We start from the raw sequence: 17,065 nt of genomic DNA, 5'->3' as shown, positions 1-17,065 counted from the left end.
CTTCGTGGATTTCATCGTCTGCTTGCTGGGTTTTAGACACACCTTCTGCAAGCAGACGTCTCAACTAACCGGCTTTGTGATGTACTGAATCTACGTTACCAAACGACTGACCAGCATCCCATCGATCACGGACCCGACCTGCTGTACGTTACACGACAATTCTGAAGGTCCATTGAGGTAACAATTCTTGCCGGCCACTGTGTCTCCTGTACTGAGCGATTAGAGACACAAAACTATCAACTTCTGAGAATTTCAACAAATCCGATCTCAGAGGATGGGCCAGTTTTGGATTTAATCGGTATCAATCGGGTGCGTAGGCGTCCGCCACACAATCGCGAAGTTCCTCGGGCGTCGTCCACGTGTACGCACGGTCCACCCGCTCCATCGAGAGGAGATAGTGTGCGAACATCCCGTCGTAGGCCGCGTACTGTTCCTCCTCAGTCTCGTAAATTCGATAGAAGGCCCGCGTCCGTTTCCGATAGGTCGGCTGATCGATGTAACCCGCTTCCCGCGCGTGCCCGCCCTGAGAATGTTCGTACACCCCCACGATATGGTCCGCGTAGCTGACCAGTAGCTTGAATTTCGACGTGAAGAACTCCGAGACGTCCAGAAGATCGTCCATCAGGAACGCATCAACCCCGTCATCGGAGTCCGAGGCTGCGGCATCGCTCGCGAGTTGGTCGCGAACAGCCTCCAATCGTGGCCGCTCCTCCTCACCGTAGGAACCGAGAACGAAGTAGGACGTGTTGTTGATAAATCGTCCGAGGCCCTCATGCATCGCGGTCTGGATTGCCTCGATCCGTTCTGGTGTGAGCGTCTCTCCCGGCTGATCACCCAATTTGTCGATGACGGCACGGGTAGCGTCGTCGTTGGTCATACTGGATAGGATTCACCACCGCCACCTAACGGTACGGAAATCCGACCGGAAGTGGAATACGCGAGCACTCTGGCTACCACTTCGACATTCGCCGAAATGGTTATGTGGCCAGGAGACGAACACTGATACACAATGTCCCGGCCTGACGCCACCCCGCTCACCCCAGCCGAGAGTTCGGCCGGACTCGATCCGATCGCAGCGTTGAGTGCCCTCGACGACACGACCCGTGCGAATATCATCGGGACCATCGTCGGTCACCCGAAAGGCGCGCCCTCGAAGAAGGAACTCGAATACTACAATCCGAGTATCGCAGCGTCGACGCTCACAGACCATCTCATCCGGCTGGAAGAAGTGGGACTGATCGAGGCCATCGAACGGGATCGTGAGGGGCTCGAACGGGGTCATCCATACCGGTTCTTTCAGCTGACCGACGCCGCTCGCGAACTGTTCGACCGAAACAACCTCTTTGAGCCCGACGCATACCGAGAACTATTCGCCGAAGTCGAGAAGACAGACGAAATCGAGGCCGCAGAGGGGGTCGAGCGGCCGAACAGACGAAACTGAAATCCACCGCAAGGCGTACGTCCTGCCGGACAGAGAACTCGACGTCTGGGATATTCCGGAAGCGGAACCAGCGCAGAGCAGACAAGAGAGATCAGTCTCGATTTCGATCCAGAACAGATGAATCGAACAGAAGGCACGTATCAATTCTATCCTCCAAGGCTGTACAGGAGCGACCACGCCCCCTAATCACGTCGCTATCTACCCATGCGGCATCGCCCCCGTACGTGTGACTGAAAGATGATTCCGAAACGCATAGACGACCGGTTCGGGAAATGACATCCGTTACGTATGCCCTCCACCCACGACGAATCCGCCATTCTGGCGACCGATCTCCGGAAGAGCTACGGCTCAGAAGTCGCTCTCGACAGTCTCACGCTCGACATCCCCCACGGGACCGTCTACGGCTTTCTCGGCCCGAACGGTGCGGGGAAGACAACAACAATGCGGCTCCTTACTGGTCTCAGCGATCCGGACAGCGGATCGGTACGCATCTGTGGCGTCAACCCGAGCGACCGGCGTGCGATCGCCGGTCGGGTCGGCTATCTCCCTGAGACGCCGCCTCTGTACGACGAGTTCAGCGCCCGCGAACAGCTCGAATACGTCGCCGACCTTCGCGACATTTCGCGGTCCGTTGCCCACGAGCGCATCGGCGAGTACCTCGACCAGTTCGGGTTGGCCGGTGACGCGGACAGGCGGATCGACGGGTACTCGAAGGGAATGAAACAGAAGACTGCGTTCATACAGAGCGTCCTACACGAACCGGACGTCCTGTATCTAGACGAACCGACATCGGGGCTTGACCCCCGAGCGGCGCGCACTATCCGGGAATCGATCACCGCGTTCGCCGACGCAGGAACCACGGTGTTCCTCTCAACACACATTCTTCCGGTGGTCGAAGCCGTCGCTGACGAGGTCGGGGTGTTGTTTGACGGGAGACTCGTCACCGAGGGGACGCCCACCGAAGTACAGGCCCGTGCGGAGACTGGCGAGAGTGGATCCCTGGAAGACGCGTTCCTCGCCGTCACGAGCGAACCCGAAACGGACGCGGCCTCTCGGAGAGAATGAGCGTCCGACAGGACGTTCGCCACGGGCTCCGAATTGGGCGAGCGGAGTTCGTCCGAAGCCTCCGTGGGTACCTCGGAAACCCCCGTCGAGTCCTTGGACTCCTGCTCACGGCGCTGTTCTTCGGCGGCGCGCTCCTGTTCGCGCTGCCGACAGCGTATGTGCTCGGGCAAACCGCGCGCTCCGTGGCGGCGGTCCCGTTCTTCGCGCCCGCTGCGACGCTCGTTCCTCTCAGTCTCCTGTCGATATCGGTGTTTCGGACCCTCGAACGGCTCGGACATATCGACGGTGCGGATTTCGTCCTGCTGGCGGTTCACCCGCGAGCAGTCGTTATCGGGCTCATCACAGCGGAGGTGGGACGGCTTTCCCTGTGGTTCGGGATCCCGGTCGGGGCAGTGGTGGTCACATTCGCACTCGGAATGGGCTCGCCGCTGCTCGTTGCTTCGGGCGGGGCGGTCGCGCTGCCGCTCGTTTGCTGTGCCGCCGTCTGGGGGTACGCCGGGGGAATTGCTGTGTTGCGACTCCTGCGGAAACTCCCCAGCCTTCGCCGTCTCCTGAAAGCGGTCGGTATCCTCGCGATGGTCGGACTCGTCGTCGCGTCACAGTTCGCCGGGCAGTTCATCGTCGAATCCGACCTCTCAGTGCAACGGCTGTTGTCGACAGTAGCGTTCGATCCCCTCGTGGAATACGTTGCGCTCGCGTTCGTCGGAACACCGGTCTCCAGACCGACCTCTCCGGAGGCGGTGGCGGTGCTCGCGGCGTTACTCGCTCTCACGCCGGTCGGTCTCGCCGTCTCGACCAAGCAGGTTTCTACGCTCTGGTTTACCGATCCGGTCGACAACAACGAGTCGACGCAGGTGCGGCGATCGAGCGGCGGATTCTCTGCCCCACGACCGTTCGCATGGACTAAACCCGGTCGTATCGCGTGGGGGATTCTAGTGCGCGGTCGCCGTGATCCGGCGGAGTTGAGTCATCTCCTGATTGCCGTCTTTTTTATCGCACCGTTCGGGACGATGTTTCTCGAGTTTTCGGGCGACGCCCTCGGACCCCTCATCACTGGGGGCGGCGTCGTTCTCGCGACATACCTCTCAGGCGCTACCTTCGGGTTGAACCCGCTCGGTGACGAGCGGCCGCAACTACCGTTCCTCCTTCTCACCGAGACATCATCCGCGGCTCTCGTCCGTGGACGGCTCCTCGCCGGCGTTGTGATTGGAGTGCCGGTCGCTGTTCTCAGCTCGCTCGTCTCGATCGGTTTCGGGATACTGGTGCTTGAGGCGGTGGTGACCGCCGCCGTCGGAGTTGTGATGTGTCTCACTGCGGCGATGTTTGCAGTCGGTATCGGCTCGGCGTATCCGATCTACGAGGAGCGCGAGTTCTGGGGGACGGAAACGGTCGTCCCGTCGACGCTCGTCATGATGGTGTACCTGTTCGTCGTGGGTGGCGGAACGGTTCTCGGGCTGTTCGTGACGTGGTTCGCCGTCACCGGAAACGTTGTGTTAACGCCCGTGTTCGGCGTGCTCTTCGGTACGTATCTGCTGTTGACGGTCGGCGTTTCGTATGGTTCCTACCGCTATGCGCTCCGGCGGCACCGACGCTATACTTTAGCGTGACCCCGCCGGTCGTTTCAGACGAGCCGTCTGGTGAGCACACGTTCGCCGTTAACTCGACCTCATTGCCATGGCAACCCTTCATTCTCTGACTTCGGCGACATCGAGGAGTTCTTCGAGGAAAGCCCATGGACAGTCGAGGACGAGAAAGACTTCGAAGAGATACCAGAAGATGAGTTCGATGCGTACGTCGAAGATACGACGATGTTCGCTACTCGGGAATCGATGTTTGGTAAGGCTGGAAAAAAATGGATGGCAGACCAACCTGAGTTATAGATTATAACTGCTAGTCCTTGAGGCCGAGCTCTTCTTCAATCGACGTCCCGGAGAGCCCCGCCCGGATCACTGCTGGGTAGAACTTCTCGTTCTTCGGTAGTTGCTCGCCGTGTTCACGCTGCCACTCGACGTTGACCTCGGAGTAGCGGATGTCAAGTTCGTCGACGTCGTCGTCCGAGAGGTAGATTGTCCGCCCGTTCCAGTCCTCTCGCAGCACGAACCCCTCATCGCCGGGGACGAGCGTGTCAGTCGTGTCGCCCGTTTCGGACGTTTCGATCGTTTCACTCGTTTCAAGCGCTTCAGTCGTGTCCATCGTTTCAGTCATATCGGGAGAGGCCGGGGAGTCGTCGTCGCCCGTGTTGATCGTTTCAGGCGTTTCAGGCGTTTCAGACGTTTTGGTCGTGTCGCCCGTTTCAGACGTTTTGGTCGTGTCGCCCGTTTCAGACGTTTTGGTCGTGTCGCCCGTTTCAGACGTTTCGGACGTTTCGCTCGTGTCAGTCGTGTCAGTTGATGCGCCGAAACGGTCGGCAATGCCGCCCATCTTCTCCCCGGTCTTCCCCAGCTCCTCGCTGGCGTCGTCCTCGTCGTCAGTCATTAGCCTGCCCCACGAGTTCGTCGTCGACGAGCGCCGCAATCTCGGCGATCACCTCGGCCATGTCAGTGTCGAGCTCCTCGGCAGCAAAGATAGAGCGCTCCTGCGCAGCGATCGCTCGCTGGAGGTCGACTCGCTTGTACACGTCAAACACTGGGATGCCGAGTCCGTCCTCGAACTCGGCGTGGAGCTGCTCAAGCATCGCGTCGGCCTGCTTGTTGTGCTCGACGCGGTTTGCGACGATTCCGAGGATCCTGACTGTACCAAAGTACTCCCGAACGCTATCGATCTGCTTTTGTAGGCGATCGAGCCCCTGTACAGAGAGTGCCTCGGCGTACGCCGGGATGAGAACGCCGTCACTCGCTACCAAGGTGTTGTCCGTGAGAACGTTGATACTCGGCATGTTATCCACAAGAACGACATCGTAGCCTGCGCCAAGCTCGTCAAGGGCCATCTTCAATCGCTCTCGGGCTCGCGGCTCGCCGTTCAACTCCCCACCAGTCCGGTCGACCATGCGCTCGTTTGACGGGAGCAGATCAAACTCCTCGCCTTCAAGCACGAGGTTCTCGACGCCGGCGGCGCGACTCGGGTCTAGGAGGAGTTCGTGGAGTGACACCTCGCGATCAAGATCGCTGTAGGCTTCATCGTAGCCAAGGATCGACGTGAGCGCTCCCTCCGGTGCGAGGTCGACCACGAGGACATCGAGTTCACGATCGGCGAGCGCGCCGGCGACGTGGATGGTGAGAGTTGTCTTCCCCACCCCGCCTTTCTGGTTGAGCATCGCCACGATCGCCGGTGACGTTTCGATCGTTTCACCCGTTTCAGTCGTTTGCGACATTCTGCGAAACGATCGAAACGCTGCCATAATAAATCTATGTCAGACATCGGCAGATTGAGCAGGCCGAGTGTCCAGGGCCTGAGCTTGAGACGATTCACACTCTATTCCATAAATATATTTTCTCTTAAACTTCTATGGACTCCCGAGCAATTATAATTATCGAGAATCGAAATATGAGCATAGGATGCCGAATTTGCCCTCAAGCGTTCCGCACAGGTGTAAATAGTGAGACTGAACCGTTCTTTAGGGAGGCTCTGGGAATACGAAGGCCTTCCAATTACAAGCCAATTTCATTGGAACAGATTATCAGTAACCATAGCCAGAAATTCTAACACACAAAGTATCTGTGAGATTATAAATATATATTGCTCGTACGACCCACAGATAGCTGGAATTCAATTACACACTGGTTCGTCCAACCAAATTGGATTCGGTGACAGCCAGGACCACGAAAATGAGCTTGTGAGGTCTACACGCGGTGATAATCTGACTAGCCGAGTTAATTCTCCTAGGGATGTAGGACAGTCAATTGGTGAGGGGGTTGTCTAATATGCAAAACCCACTTAACCGCATTCACGACCATACGCTCCCAGACTGGCTCAAGAACCTCCGGCATCTCCAACTCGGAGCCAGAGAGCCGGACGCACCACAGGTCACCGAAGAGTTCGTCGAGATGATCAACGACGCCGCAAACTCGTACGCAGGCAGCCTCAACCGAGTCCGTCCACACAAGAAGGAAGACGGACTAGCATACGCCGAAGAACTCATCGCCGGGTTCCACAACGAGGGCGTCACTCACTCGGAACTTGCGCAACGATTCAACCTCGGAGAGCGACCGAAGAAGTTCTCCTTCGAGCTTGTCCTGACCGACGAGACCGTCAAATTCCACTTCGGCCTTCCAGACCGGATTCACCAACGCGAGTTTCGCCAGCAAGTCTCCGGGCTGTATCCGAATGCCGAGATCAAGCCCGTCGACAAACCGTTTCCCGAAATCGAACCGGGAATGTATCTGTCCGGCGGCAAGCTCGAACTGAACAAAGAGAAGTATCGACCACTCCGCGGAACGAGTGGCCCCGACGCGTTCGAGTCTGATCCGCTTCGCAGTGTCCTGAGCGAACTCGTCGGCTACTCGAACGAAGTCGCAATCGTCCAGTTCGTCTTCACCCCTGCGAGTCGAAACTGGACTGACGGGCTCAAACTCCACGAGTGGAGCGCAGACCAGATCAACGACAGCCTCACCTACGGCCGGATCAACGGGAGTTACTTCAACCCTCGATTAGACGATCCGTCAGCAAAGGACCTCCGAGCTGCTGAAGCCGTCCTGAATCAGGAAGGCAAGCAAGCGTACTACCTCAACACTCGCTTTCTGGTCTTCGCCTCGTCGCCAGACATCGCGAAACACCACGCCCACGGGATCGCGAACGTCTACTCAACGCAGTACCACAGCGACGAGACGGGGCAAGCGTTCATCCCGCTCGCGTTCAAAGAGCGGGGCGTCAAAGAACTCGCCCGGCGGACTGCTGCCCGTGAGTTTTCCTACGACCAGACAGCGCTGAACGTTGAAGAACTCGCAGGGGTAGTCCACCTCCCGGGAGAAGAAGTCGATCAGACGAACATCGACTGGACGCGCAAAGGCGTCGGCAACCGGCCTCCCGCACAGGCAAATCGGACAGTGAAGCCACCAGACATGCGGGTGAACCGTGACCTGTCCGAACTCGGTGGCGAGGCGTCTGCGATGACATCCCTCTCTGGTGATCAAGCTGAAGAGTCGGATACTGTCGGCCCCGACCCGACAGAGGAAGAAGACTCTGTGTTCATGAAGGGGCTCGGGACTGTTCTCCGATTCTTCTTCGATGACCAGACGGAGGCCACCAACACGGAGCCCGACACACCCACCGCAACCGTCGACGTCGACTCGACACCTGAGAAACAAGAGGCGTTCAACGAGGTGTATCGGAAATTCATCTACGGCGAACTCACCCGCGAGAAAATCAAAAGCCAATACAACGACCACGTCGCGGACAACCTCATCCGGAAGTTCCAGAACCGACGGGCCGAGGAACTCGGAGTCGATCTTGAAGAGCTGGATGAACGAGACGACGTGTTCGCCGCCCCCGGTGCCCGAAAGACGCCCGAGTCAGACGAGGGGGAGGAGACCCCAGCCACGGACGACACCACAGACCACGCCGAGTCTGGGAGGGGGACGAACGGGCCGAGCGGCACACACCCGGAAGACGACGTCGAGGGCGTGGCCGACCTTCCCGCAAAGCCCGAAGAAGACCTGCCGCAAACGACGGGCGACGAGACTGGCCCGCCAAGCCCGTACACACGCGGTCGCGAGAACCCCGCCCACCACCAACACTACACCTACGATCAGTCCGATACCGATGTCCAGCTTCGCCGGGAGCCGGGACTCCAGCGCTACTTCCCGTTCGAGCTCACGGCGACCGCCAGCGGGAACGGCGCCGCCGAGGACGGCGACCTGTTTGCGGGGTTCGACGTGCGCGATCGCCTCGTTCACTCGCACACCCACCACCCGGACGAGCCGATTTGGCTGGGGTACGACAGCAACCCAATGGACGGGATTCGGGAAATCGGGCTTGAGCCGTTCTCGTGGTTCCGCCACATGACGATCTTCGGGTCGACGGGGAAGGGCAAATCCACCACCCTGAACATGATGATGAACCAGATTGCCCGGAAGGGCCACGGGTTCGTCTTCATCGACCCGAAGGGCGACACTGTCGACGACCTGATCACGCAGCTGCCCGACGAGCGGATGGACGACATCATCTGGGTTGAGCCGGGGAGCGAGACCTTCGAGAAAGTCGCGGGGATCAACTTCCTCGAGCCCGGCGACTGTGAGACGGAGATCGAATTCGACCGCGAGGTTGAGTCCATCATCAACGACCTCCGGGCGGTCCTGCGTGGCGGTGAGTACTGGGGCCCGAAGATGGAGGGGATCACCTCCAACATCGCCCGTGCGATGATTCGGTCGCGACGGAAGTTCACCCTCGTCGATATGTACTACGTGCTGGCCGACAACGAGAGCCGTGCGAAGTTCTCGAACGTCGTCAGCCAAGAGGGGATGAGCTTCATCCACGAGTACACGACGAAAATCGCGGAGATGGACACCGAGGAAATCGACCCGGTTCTCCGCCGGATTCAAGACTGGGTCGAAGACCCCATCAGCCGGGGGATTGTGGCCCACCGAGATGGAACGATCAACCTCTCGCACGCCGTCGAAGAGGGGAAGATCATTCTCGTCCGGAACACGGTGCGGTCTGACGAGATCCGGAAGGTCGTCTCCACGGGGATCATGCGCCGCGTGTGGTCGACCATCCGGAAACGCGAGAAGATCGAGGAGGCCGACCGGGAGCCCTTCTTCGCGTTCATGGACGAGTTTGACGACATCGCCTCAGAGAACATGGCGCTTGACAAGATGCTCTCGAAGGCCCGGTCTGGGAAGATGGGCGTCGTCACCTGTCTCCAGAACCCCTCGCAGGTGCGGGAGATTGCGCCCCAGACGCTCAAGCAGATGTTCGGGAACACGGACACGCTGTTGAGCTTCGGTGTGACAGAGGTTGATGACGCCCGGATCATCGCCGAGCGGTTCGACGACGACGACATCGACTCGGGGACGATCCAGTCGTTGCCTGCCTACACCGCGTTGACGACGATCTCCACGATGGACGAGGACGGGCCGATGCGGTCGGACCCGCTTGCGCCCGACACCTTCGCCCCGTACCCCGCACGGCGGACGCCGGCAGAAGCCGAAGCGATCATCGGGGAGAACCTCAAGGAGTACGGCGTCGACGCACTCGAGCAGAACCTCGACGAGTCGGAACACGCCCTGATGCATCTCGGGGGCGAACACGACCTGACGAAGTGCTTCCTCGAAGCAGTGTGGGCTGAACAGATCCGGCAGAACGCACTCGATACGCTGCCCGGCGCATACGAGACGCTTGAGCCCGCCCCGGCGTTGAATATCGACCCGCCAGAAATGGACGGCGACGACACACTCTCGGTGAGTGTCGAGGCCGCAAACGAGGGGTTCCACCGCCGGACGTCGACGGACTTCGAGGAGCTGCCTGACGGAATCCTCGTCGATGAGGCGTATGTTGAGCTGGCCGACCCCGAGGACGAAGAAGAGGAAACCAGCGTCCGGGGGACGGGCGGGACGCCAACAGGACAGGTTCGGATCACCGACCCGGAGACGGAACTTTCGATCACGGACAAAGGGATCCGGTCGGTTCTTGAGCAGGCTGATGAGGATTGGCGGCCTGAGACAGAGAAGCACAACGAAGTGATTCGGCGGTCGTTCGTGATGCTGTCGGCTATCGGGATGGAAGTCACCGTCGTCCGGCAAGATCACGAAGTGAGCTTACCGGACGCGGTTGCCTACCCGCCGATTGAGGGGACTGTGGATACAAAGCGGGCCTCGCGTTTGCTTGAGCAGTTCAAGAAGGACTACCCGATTGCCGCAGACCTCTCTGGGGGCGGTGCGATCACTATCGAAGCAGAGACCTCAACCTACAAGAAGCCAGCCCGGACGCTCCAGAACCTCGCCCGGTCGGTTCGTAGTGACCGGCGAGTTATGTTCGTCACCCCGGAGGAAGGTGGTGAGAAAAGTGCTGAGCTTGCTGCTCGCGTCAACCACATTCTCACAGACCCGAAGCTCATCCGTGGGCACCTTCGGATGCGCCCCAACGAGGACGCAGAAGACGCAGGTGATCTCACAGAGCGCGACCCGATGCCGCTGTACTACAACAAGACCGACTTCCTTGAGTTGGGGACACCCACAGACGGTGAGCGGAAACACGCGCTCATCAGGAAGGGCAAGCAGGCGGTGTGGGTCAACACCCACGACGACGAGATTCAGCTGTACGACGGTATGGCTGATGGCGCGAAGAAGGGCGCACTCCGGATGGACGAGGGCTTCGGATCAACGAACGCCTTCGACGTGTGGTGCCGCTATGACACCCACAACAACGAGTGGGTGGTCTACCCCGGCGGCGAGGTCCAACGCTACCCGACACTCGGCGACCTTCGCGAGGACTGGCAACTCGTCTACGAGCCGTTCGTTCCTGAACGTGAGTTCGAAGAGATACCGACGGAGGAGGACTGGGATATTGTCCAAACGGCTCTCCCCGAATTCCTTTCGCCCGCTGAACAACCCACGAGCGAATCGGATACTCAAGCACCTGTTGAGGCCGATTCTCCTGACACCGAGGGAGACTCACCGACCGAGACGTACACGAGTATTGAGCAGGTTCCCGAAGAAGCAAGGGTTGAGCAGGACACGGAAGACGAACCAGACACGAGCGATACCGAGGACGAAGAGATACACATAGAGCGTGCCGGGTTCTCACGCGAAGCCGTCCCTATTCCGGAACGGCTCATCCCGAGCAAGATGCCGAGTCGGGATAGCGACGTGAGTGGAGTCGGTTCCAAACCCGGAGCGAATGTAACCCACGAGGCCCCACCGGATGCGTTTGAGCCGATTGTCCCCGATGAGCAGTTGCCGATATACCGCGAGATGACCGCCCTTGATATTGAGGGCAACAATCGCGACCCGGTCGGGATACACGATGACGACGCAGCCGCGGATGAGGGCGACACACCGGCCACGGACAACGCCGACACGCCTGACGAGGAGCCGTCTCCCAGTGTCGAGACGACCGTGGATGAAGACGACCCGTTCGGTGCCGACAGCGATACGGATGGGCCGGTCGACATCCTTAACGATGACGCGGGCGCCGACGAGACGAGCCCGATTGACGCCGTGACGTTCAGTCACGCAGCCGCCATGACAAACTTGAGTACCTACTACATCGCCAACAGCGACGCAATCGACGAGGACAGCTCGCCAGACGATATCGAAATCGACTCCGATGCGGTTGCCGACAAATTCGGCGCGAAAGACCCCACCGACGCCGCCTTCTGGCAGGACGTGTGGGATTCGGCGAACCTGAACGAGACGGAGGCCATCTTCCGGGATAACCTCCCCGGTGCGCTTCGGTACGGGACTGGCGTCCGTGATACGCAGGCTGCGGACGCAATCCGGATCGGACTTGCGACGAACAAACTCGTAGTGGTTGATGAAGATGCGCTCCGTCTGCCGGGGCCGCGAGATTCTCCTCGCGATTACCTTGGCGAAGACGAAATAGCCGAGATGCAGCGTCGGGATAGTTGGGTGCCTGTGTGGGATGCTCTTGGGAATGACCATGACGCGAGTGCCAGTGTCTCGATGGCAGTAATCGCGCTCAAGCGGGAATACGAATTCAAGGAGCCGATGGCACGGGCCGCTATTGGCGCGGGTGTCGAGGCCGGCGTCATCGAAGAAGACGGAAAGCAACTCGCCCTCGGTGAACGGGCGATCCCGACGTTCTGGGATGAGGTACTGACCACTGCGGGTAACCAACCGCACACCCCGGTCAACGAACAGGCTCTGACCCTTGCTCTCTGGGACGCACACGATCTCACCCAAGAACAAGAAGAAGCAACCATTGAGGCGGCTTGTGAGCACGGCGCGGTGTACCGTGACGACGAGACGGGGCAGTTCAAGATCAATACACCTCGCGACGAGAAAGGGCCGGAAATCGACGCCGCAGCGTTCGACCGGGATGCGTATCCCGTAGGTGGAGACGGCTCGGACTCCGACGACAGTTCCGACGGCGACGGTTCCGATGATACCGACGACGGCCCGGACGGTGGGGGAGAGACACCCGCCACGGACGACAGCGAAGATGCATCCCCCACGCCCACGGACGCGAACGGTGAGGGCGACGAGCCAGACACGGCCAGCACACGCGAGGAAGACACAACCGACACCGAGACGACCAACGCCCCGTCCGAGAGTCGGAATGGCTCAGGCGGGCGTACAGGCGCGCACAGCGAGGCCGGGAGTCAGGACGACGCAGACACTACGTCCGACGCCGAGACGAACGCTGGGAGCGACGACGGCGCCGAGACTGACGCTGGGAGCGACACCGACCCGGACGACGGCGAGACAGAGCCGCCCGCAGCCGGCGCAGCCGACGCAGAGAGCGACGCCGACGACACACGCCCCACAGGACAAACCGCACCCGGCGAGCCGCGTGCCGAGCCTAACAGCACACTCGTCGACGCCGACCCTACCGACCTCCGGCTGAGCCCCACGCCGGACCTCGGCGCAGTCCAAGCCTGCCTCGAGGAAGCCGCCCGCTTCTTCCACAGCCAGCTGGATACGACGATCGACCAGAATGTCACGTGGAACGAAGAACGGGCGTTCGAAGTGGGCTACCGGAAGCCCGAGACACCGCGGGAATACTTCACCACACTTGACGAGCCCGACCCGGCGTACCCTGTTGAGCAGGATCCCGACGCTGCTGACGCGATGCCGCCGAACGAGGACGCACAGACCGCCGGCATCCAGTCCACGGAAGACGCCGCTGAACGCATTGCCGAGCCCGAGGACTTCGCCGCCGACGAGCAACCCTACCAGTATCTCGGCGCTGACCACCGGGGCTGGAGCGACGACCTCGTCGATGACAAGCAGCTCGGGTGGGCACCCGCCTTCGGCAAGGAACTCTTCTTCCACCTCGAAGAGCAGGGCTTTAGCCACCACACGATGGTCGCGACCGGGCTGTTCACGAAGCCAAACGACGCCTACGGCGAGAACGAAGAGGGCGAGGAATACGTCGATTACACCACGATAGACAATCCTGACGATCCCGCCGACCTCTCGTGTCTCTTCCGGGCGCGGTACATCTTCCCGTACTACGACGAGGACGGCAAGGTGGCCTTCTTCATCGGGCGGCGGCCGGACTTCGACACCGAAGACGGCACCCACACCGACGACTTCACCGGGGGGAAGTACGCCAAGCTCGCGACGACGAAGAACTACACTATCGCCGACGAGCCGATCTACGGCCGGGAGACCATTGTCGAGGGCGAACCCCTCGCAATCACGGAGGGGATGGCCGACGCGATTACCGCTCACGCCCACGGCATCCCGTGCATCTCCCCGGTCACGAAGTCGTTCAAAATGAAGCACCGCGACGTACTCGCGGAGATCATCAAGCGCCGGGAGATCCCCGACGTGTACTTCCTCCAAGATTCGGACCCGCCGAAGCGGGTCGTCCTTGCGGAGGAAGACCGGGACCACGACGAGCGCGAGTGTGAACGCGACATGAACATCCGCGAGCTGTTCTGTACCGGCGAGTTCCCCGGCGACGAGATGTTCACCCGGAAGCTGGTTCTCGAGGCTGCTCGCGACGGGACGCTCCAAGACAAACTCGACGATCAGGACATTCGCGTCGCGCCGCCGGCTGACGCCGACGTCGACGCAGAGGAGCAGACGCCCGTCACGGCCGAGGAAGTCCCGGTTCACCTGTTGGAGTCCGAAGGCGAATTCCACGGGAAGGGCCCGATCAGCGAGGTCATCGAGATTCACCAGTACGGGCCCGGCGTGGATAGCGCCGTCAACATGGGCCGGGTGCTGGACACGCATACACCGTCGCCGGACGATACGTTCACGGGGACGGTCCAAGCCGCCGCCGAGGTGTATCGCGAGGAAGTCCTCGAGGGCGACGCCGACCCCAACGAGGATGATCACGAGCTCTGGGAGAAAGTCGCGACGCGGCTCGGTATGATCGACGTCGACACCGAGACAGACGAGACTACTGCGAGCGCCGACGCGGACGGACAGACGGCGCTGACGCCCGACGAGGAGCCGACCCACACTGACTACGGCGGGACGAACGTGTGGCTCTTAGAGCTGCCGCAGTTTGGCGATGAGAAGCGCGACCTTGACGACTTCCTCCAAGAGGGCTGGCTCGCGCTCACGCCGCCGGCTGAATGGGCGCTTCGACTGACGATGGGGAATGGCCCGACACCCGCCGACGACGGGAGTGATGGACCGGCCACGGCCCCTGCGTGGATGCGGGCGCTCGCCGACCGGTCGGACCCAGTTGGCGAGTACCCAACCGGAATGGATCCGACGTCGCTTGGCTACCCCACCGCCCACGACCTCCCCCAGACTGTCGGGGCGATCGACCGGACAGAAACGGGCGTAAATATGCCCGTTCGTGACCCCCACATCATCCCGGCTGATCCCGACGCTGACACGGGGGCGCTGACGGCCGCTCACAGGTGGCCTGTTGGCGACGCGAGCACGCTTCGCGGCGAGGGTAATGTTCTCGATCCTGTGCCTGAACAAAACGCGGTGTATCCACCCCTCTCGCTGTTCGGTTTCATCCCCACAATCCACCCGTCACAACACCCCGCCGCGACGGGCAACATTGGGGGGCTGGTGAACGACGCCAGCACCGCGATGGATATCGACCCACAGGAGATCGAAGACCGAATCGAACAGGGCGACTATCGCGAGCTCACTGGGAGCCACAACCCCCTCTGGAACCTCGACCTGCGCGACCTTGGACTCACGCCCGGATCCCGTGGGAAAAACCCCTTCGGTCACTTCGGTGAATCGGAGAACTACTTCGTGGTGATCGACGACGAAACTGCCTACTGTCACAAGCGGGAAGCGCTCTATAACTTCCAACACTTTGCGCTCTGTGACATGGGCAAGCGCGACCCGAAGGATTCCGCGAGTGGTCAGAATCTCGATGATTTAGAGTACCTCCATCTGTGGACCTACGCTCGCCAGAACAACCTCGTTCCAGAGCACACGCCTATCCCGCTGAAGGGGCTTGTGGGATACGCGATCGAGCATGATTATTGCGAGCCTGAGGACCTCGAACAATTCGGCGGGGGTAGCGATGATTCCGACAGTGATTCGGACGAACAGAATGCCGACTCGCCGGGCAGGAACAAAGCCGGGAAGCGCAACCTCAAGCTCCCGGATGATGTGTACTTCCCAGTTCTCAAAGATATCGAGGACACGACAGGATACACGCCCGCACGCCTCGCGGACAGTAGTGGATCCGGTGGTGACTCGGGCGGAGACGAGAGTAGTTCGACGACGCCTTCGGTCGACACAGAAGACGTTGCGTTCGACAGCATCCACCGCAAGTATGGCCAGCCGCTCATCGGGGACGACATGCCCGACCCACTGAAGCAGTTCCTCCGTCGTTACACCAACACGGAAGACGAGACGATCACGACCGACACCGACGAGACGGTGTTCGTTCCGAAGGCCGAACTCCGCGATGCGTTCAATTCGTGGGCGCAAATCTGCCTCCGGCACATCCGTAACAGTACTGATATGTCGGTGGATGATGTGGCGATCCAAGAGTACGCGCCGGGTGCGTTCACTGGGCCGCTAAAAGCGCAAGTCGACGTCGAACTGAAGGAAGGTCGGCCCAGTGTCGAAGGCGGAAAGCAGGTTCGGACGTGGTTCGGTATTGAGCTCACAGACGAGGGCGAAACCCTCGCTGAACTCGAAGGGAAGTTCTCGATGGACGACTAGGGAACTTCCTCCCGGCTCCGTTCTCACTGCACGATTCGGTTGCTCCGACGGGGGCTACTTGACAGGTTCCTGATTGTGGATTAGGTGTACGATAGTATGTCTCTCATCAGAGTCAACTACGCCTTCTCGCTGGACGTTTCGATACCAATCGTCGCGCAAAGCCCGAGATGAGCAGGTGACTGACTCACTATCTTTGCGCCATATTCCACACTAAACTATTCAACCCGCTGGTGAGGTTACTGACATTGACTCAGCTGGTGTCCAACTCAGGTCTGACCACCGAATATCACCCCCGGATATGGAATCAAAACCGCAAGACGTAACCGGGTATCCGGGGGGTGCCACAGAAGCAGAACTCAAGCCTATTTTGTCTCGAAAAGGCCCTGTATTCTCTAACTCACAGCAGATCCCCGATCGCCTGTTATTTTCTCTTTTATGTCTCGGAATTTAGCCAAATTCGATTTTTTGAAAATAACCACACGTAGCGGAGTATCCGGGGGTAGCAAGGTCACTCAAACACCCCCCGGATATGAAATCAAAACCGCATGACGTAGTGGGGTATCCGGGGGGTCAACCGAGAACCTACCAGAGTTTATTTCGCATATAAGTACCACATTTTCGACACACCCGGCAATTTTAGTGAAAATAATCATACGGGGGGTGAATCTGCCCGTTTTCAGTCCACTCTCAGCACCCCCCTCGGATATCAAATCAAAACCGCATGAAGGCAAGGCCTATCCGGGGGTCACCACTCCAAAATCACTGTTCAATCAAATATGACTCGCTCGCATACCTGAGCGTGTTCTAGAAAGCCGTTTCAGCCGGTTTCCGAGACCGA

At 59.9% G+C, this 17,065-nt stretch carries 8 protein-coding genes; 5 read left to right on the top strand and 3 right to left on the bottom strand.

Features of this window, described 5'->3' with window-relative positions; translation table 11 throughout:
* Positions 1 to 301 precede the first annotated feature (301 nt).
* Positions 302 to 877, bottom strand: a complete 576-nt coding sequence (locus tag C466_RS00575) for a hypothetical protein (RefSeq protein WP_004595489.1) — start codon at positions 875 to 877, stop codon at positions 302 to 304.
* 132 nt (positions 878 to 1,009) lie between these two features.
* Here C466_RS00575 and C466_RS00570 point away from each other — a divergent pair, with 132 nt between their 5' ends.
* From C466_RS00570 to C466_RS15720, 4 genes are all read left to right on the top strand, one after another.
* A complete protein-coding gene (locus C466_RS00570) occupies positions 1,010 to 1,441 on the top strand; it encodes a helix-turn-helix domain-containing protein (RefSeq protein ID WP_004599514.1) in 432 nt (143 codons plus the stop codon).
* A gap of 288 nt (positions 1,442 to 1,729) precedes the next feature.
* Entirely contained in the window at positions 1,730 to 2,506 is a 777-nt protein-coding gene (locus tag C466_RS00565; RefSeq protein WP_004595491.1) for an ABC transporter ATP-binding protein, read from the top strand.
* The gene (locus C466_RS00560; protein ID WP_004595492.1) at positions 2,503 to 4,113 is read left to right on the top strand and encodes a hypothetical protein; all 1,611 of its coding nucleotides are present in this window, start codon (positions 2,503 to 2,505) and stop codon (positions 4,111 to 4,113) included. Before C466_RS00565 ends, C466_RS00560 begins: the two co-directional genes overlap by 4 nt.
* 30 nt (positions 4,114 to 4,143) lie before the next feature.
* Positions 4,144 to 4,386 carry a hypothetical protein gene (locus C466_RS15720; protein WP_193366038.1) on the top strand — a complete coding sequence of 81 codons (243 nt, stop codon included), beginning with the start codon at positions 4,144 to 4,146 and terminating at the stop codon, positions 4,384 to 4,386.
* Positions 4,387 to 4,396: 10 nt separating this feature from the next.
* On the opposite strand, the gene C466_RS00555 is transcribed toward C466_RS15720, so the two are convergent.
* Complete coding sequence (locus C466_RS00555; protein WP_004595493.1) at positions 4,397 to 4,981, bottom strand: hypothetical protein; 585 nt, start codon at positions 4,979 to 4,981, stop codon at positions 4,397 to 4,399.
* Positions 4,974 to 5,759: a ParA family protein gene (locus C466_RS00550; protein WP_239641168.1), complete on the bottom strand. Its 786-nt coding sequence runs from the start codon at positions 5,757 to 5,759 to the stop codon at positions 4,974 to 4,976. The genes C466_RS00555 and C466_RS00550 overlap by 8 nt, the downstream gene beginning before the upstream one ends.
* Before the next feature lie 607 nt (positions 5,760 to 6,366).
* Between C466_RS00550 and C466_RS00545 the strand changes: the two genes are divergently transcribed.
* A complete protein-coding gene (locus tag C466_RS00545; RefSeq protein ID WP_239641167.1) occupies positions 6,367 to 16,227 on the top strand; it encodes a type IV secretion system DNA-binding domain-containing protein in 9,861 nt (3,286 codons plus the stop codon).
* The last annotated feature ends 838 nt before the right edge of the window (positions 16,228 to 17,065 follow it).

This window comes from Halorubrum distributum JCM 10118, from assembly GCF_000337335.1.
In the GTDB taxonomy this organism is placed as follows: Archaea; Halobacteriota; Halobacteria; order Halobacteriales; family Haloferacaceae; genus Halorubrum; species Halorubrum distributum.
Note: the sequence above shows the minus strand (reverse complement) of the source record. Positions and strands in the feature narration are given on the sequence as shown.

Coding starts and splice junctions, on each gene's coding strand:
- C466_RS00575 (WP_004595489.1), bottom strand. CDS start 877: ATGACCAACGACGACGCTACCCGTGCCGTCATCGACAAATTGGGTGAT.
- C466_RS00570 (WP_004599514.1), top strand. CDS start 1,010: ATGTCCCGGCCTGACGCCACCCCGCTCACCCCAGCCGAGAGTTCGGCC.
- C466_RS00565 (WP_004595491.1), top strand. CDS start 1,730: ATGCCCTCCACCCACGACGAATCCGCCATTCTGGCGACCGATCTCCGG.
- C466_RS00560 (WP_004595492.1), top strand. CDS start 2,503: ATGAGCGTCCGACAGGACGTTCGCCACGGGCTCCGAATTGGGCGAGCG.
- C466_RS00555 (WP_004595493.1), bottom strand. CDS start 4,981: ATGACTGACGACGAGGACGACGCCAGCGAGGAGCTGGGGAAGACCGGG.
- C466_RS00550 (WP_239641168.1), bottom strand. CDS start 5,759: ATGCTCAACCAGAAAGGCGGGGTGGGGAAGACAACTCTCACCATCCAC.
- C466_RS00545 (WP_239641167.1), top strand. CDS start 6,367: ATGCAAAACCCACTTAACCGCATTCACGACCATACGCTCCCAGACTGG.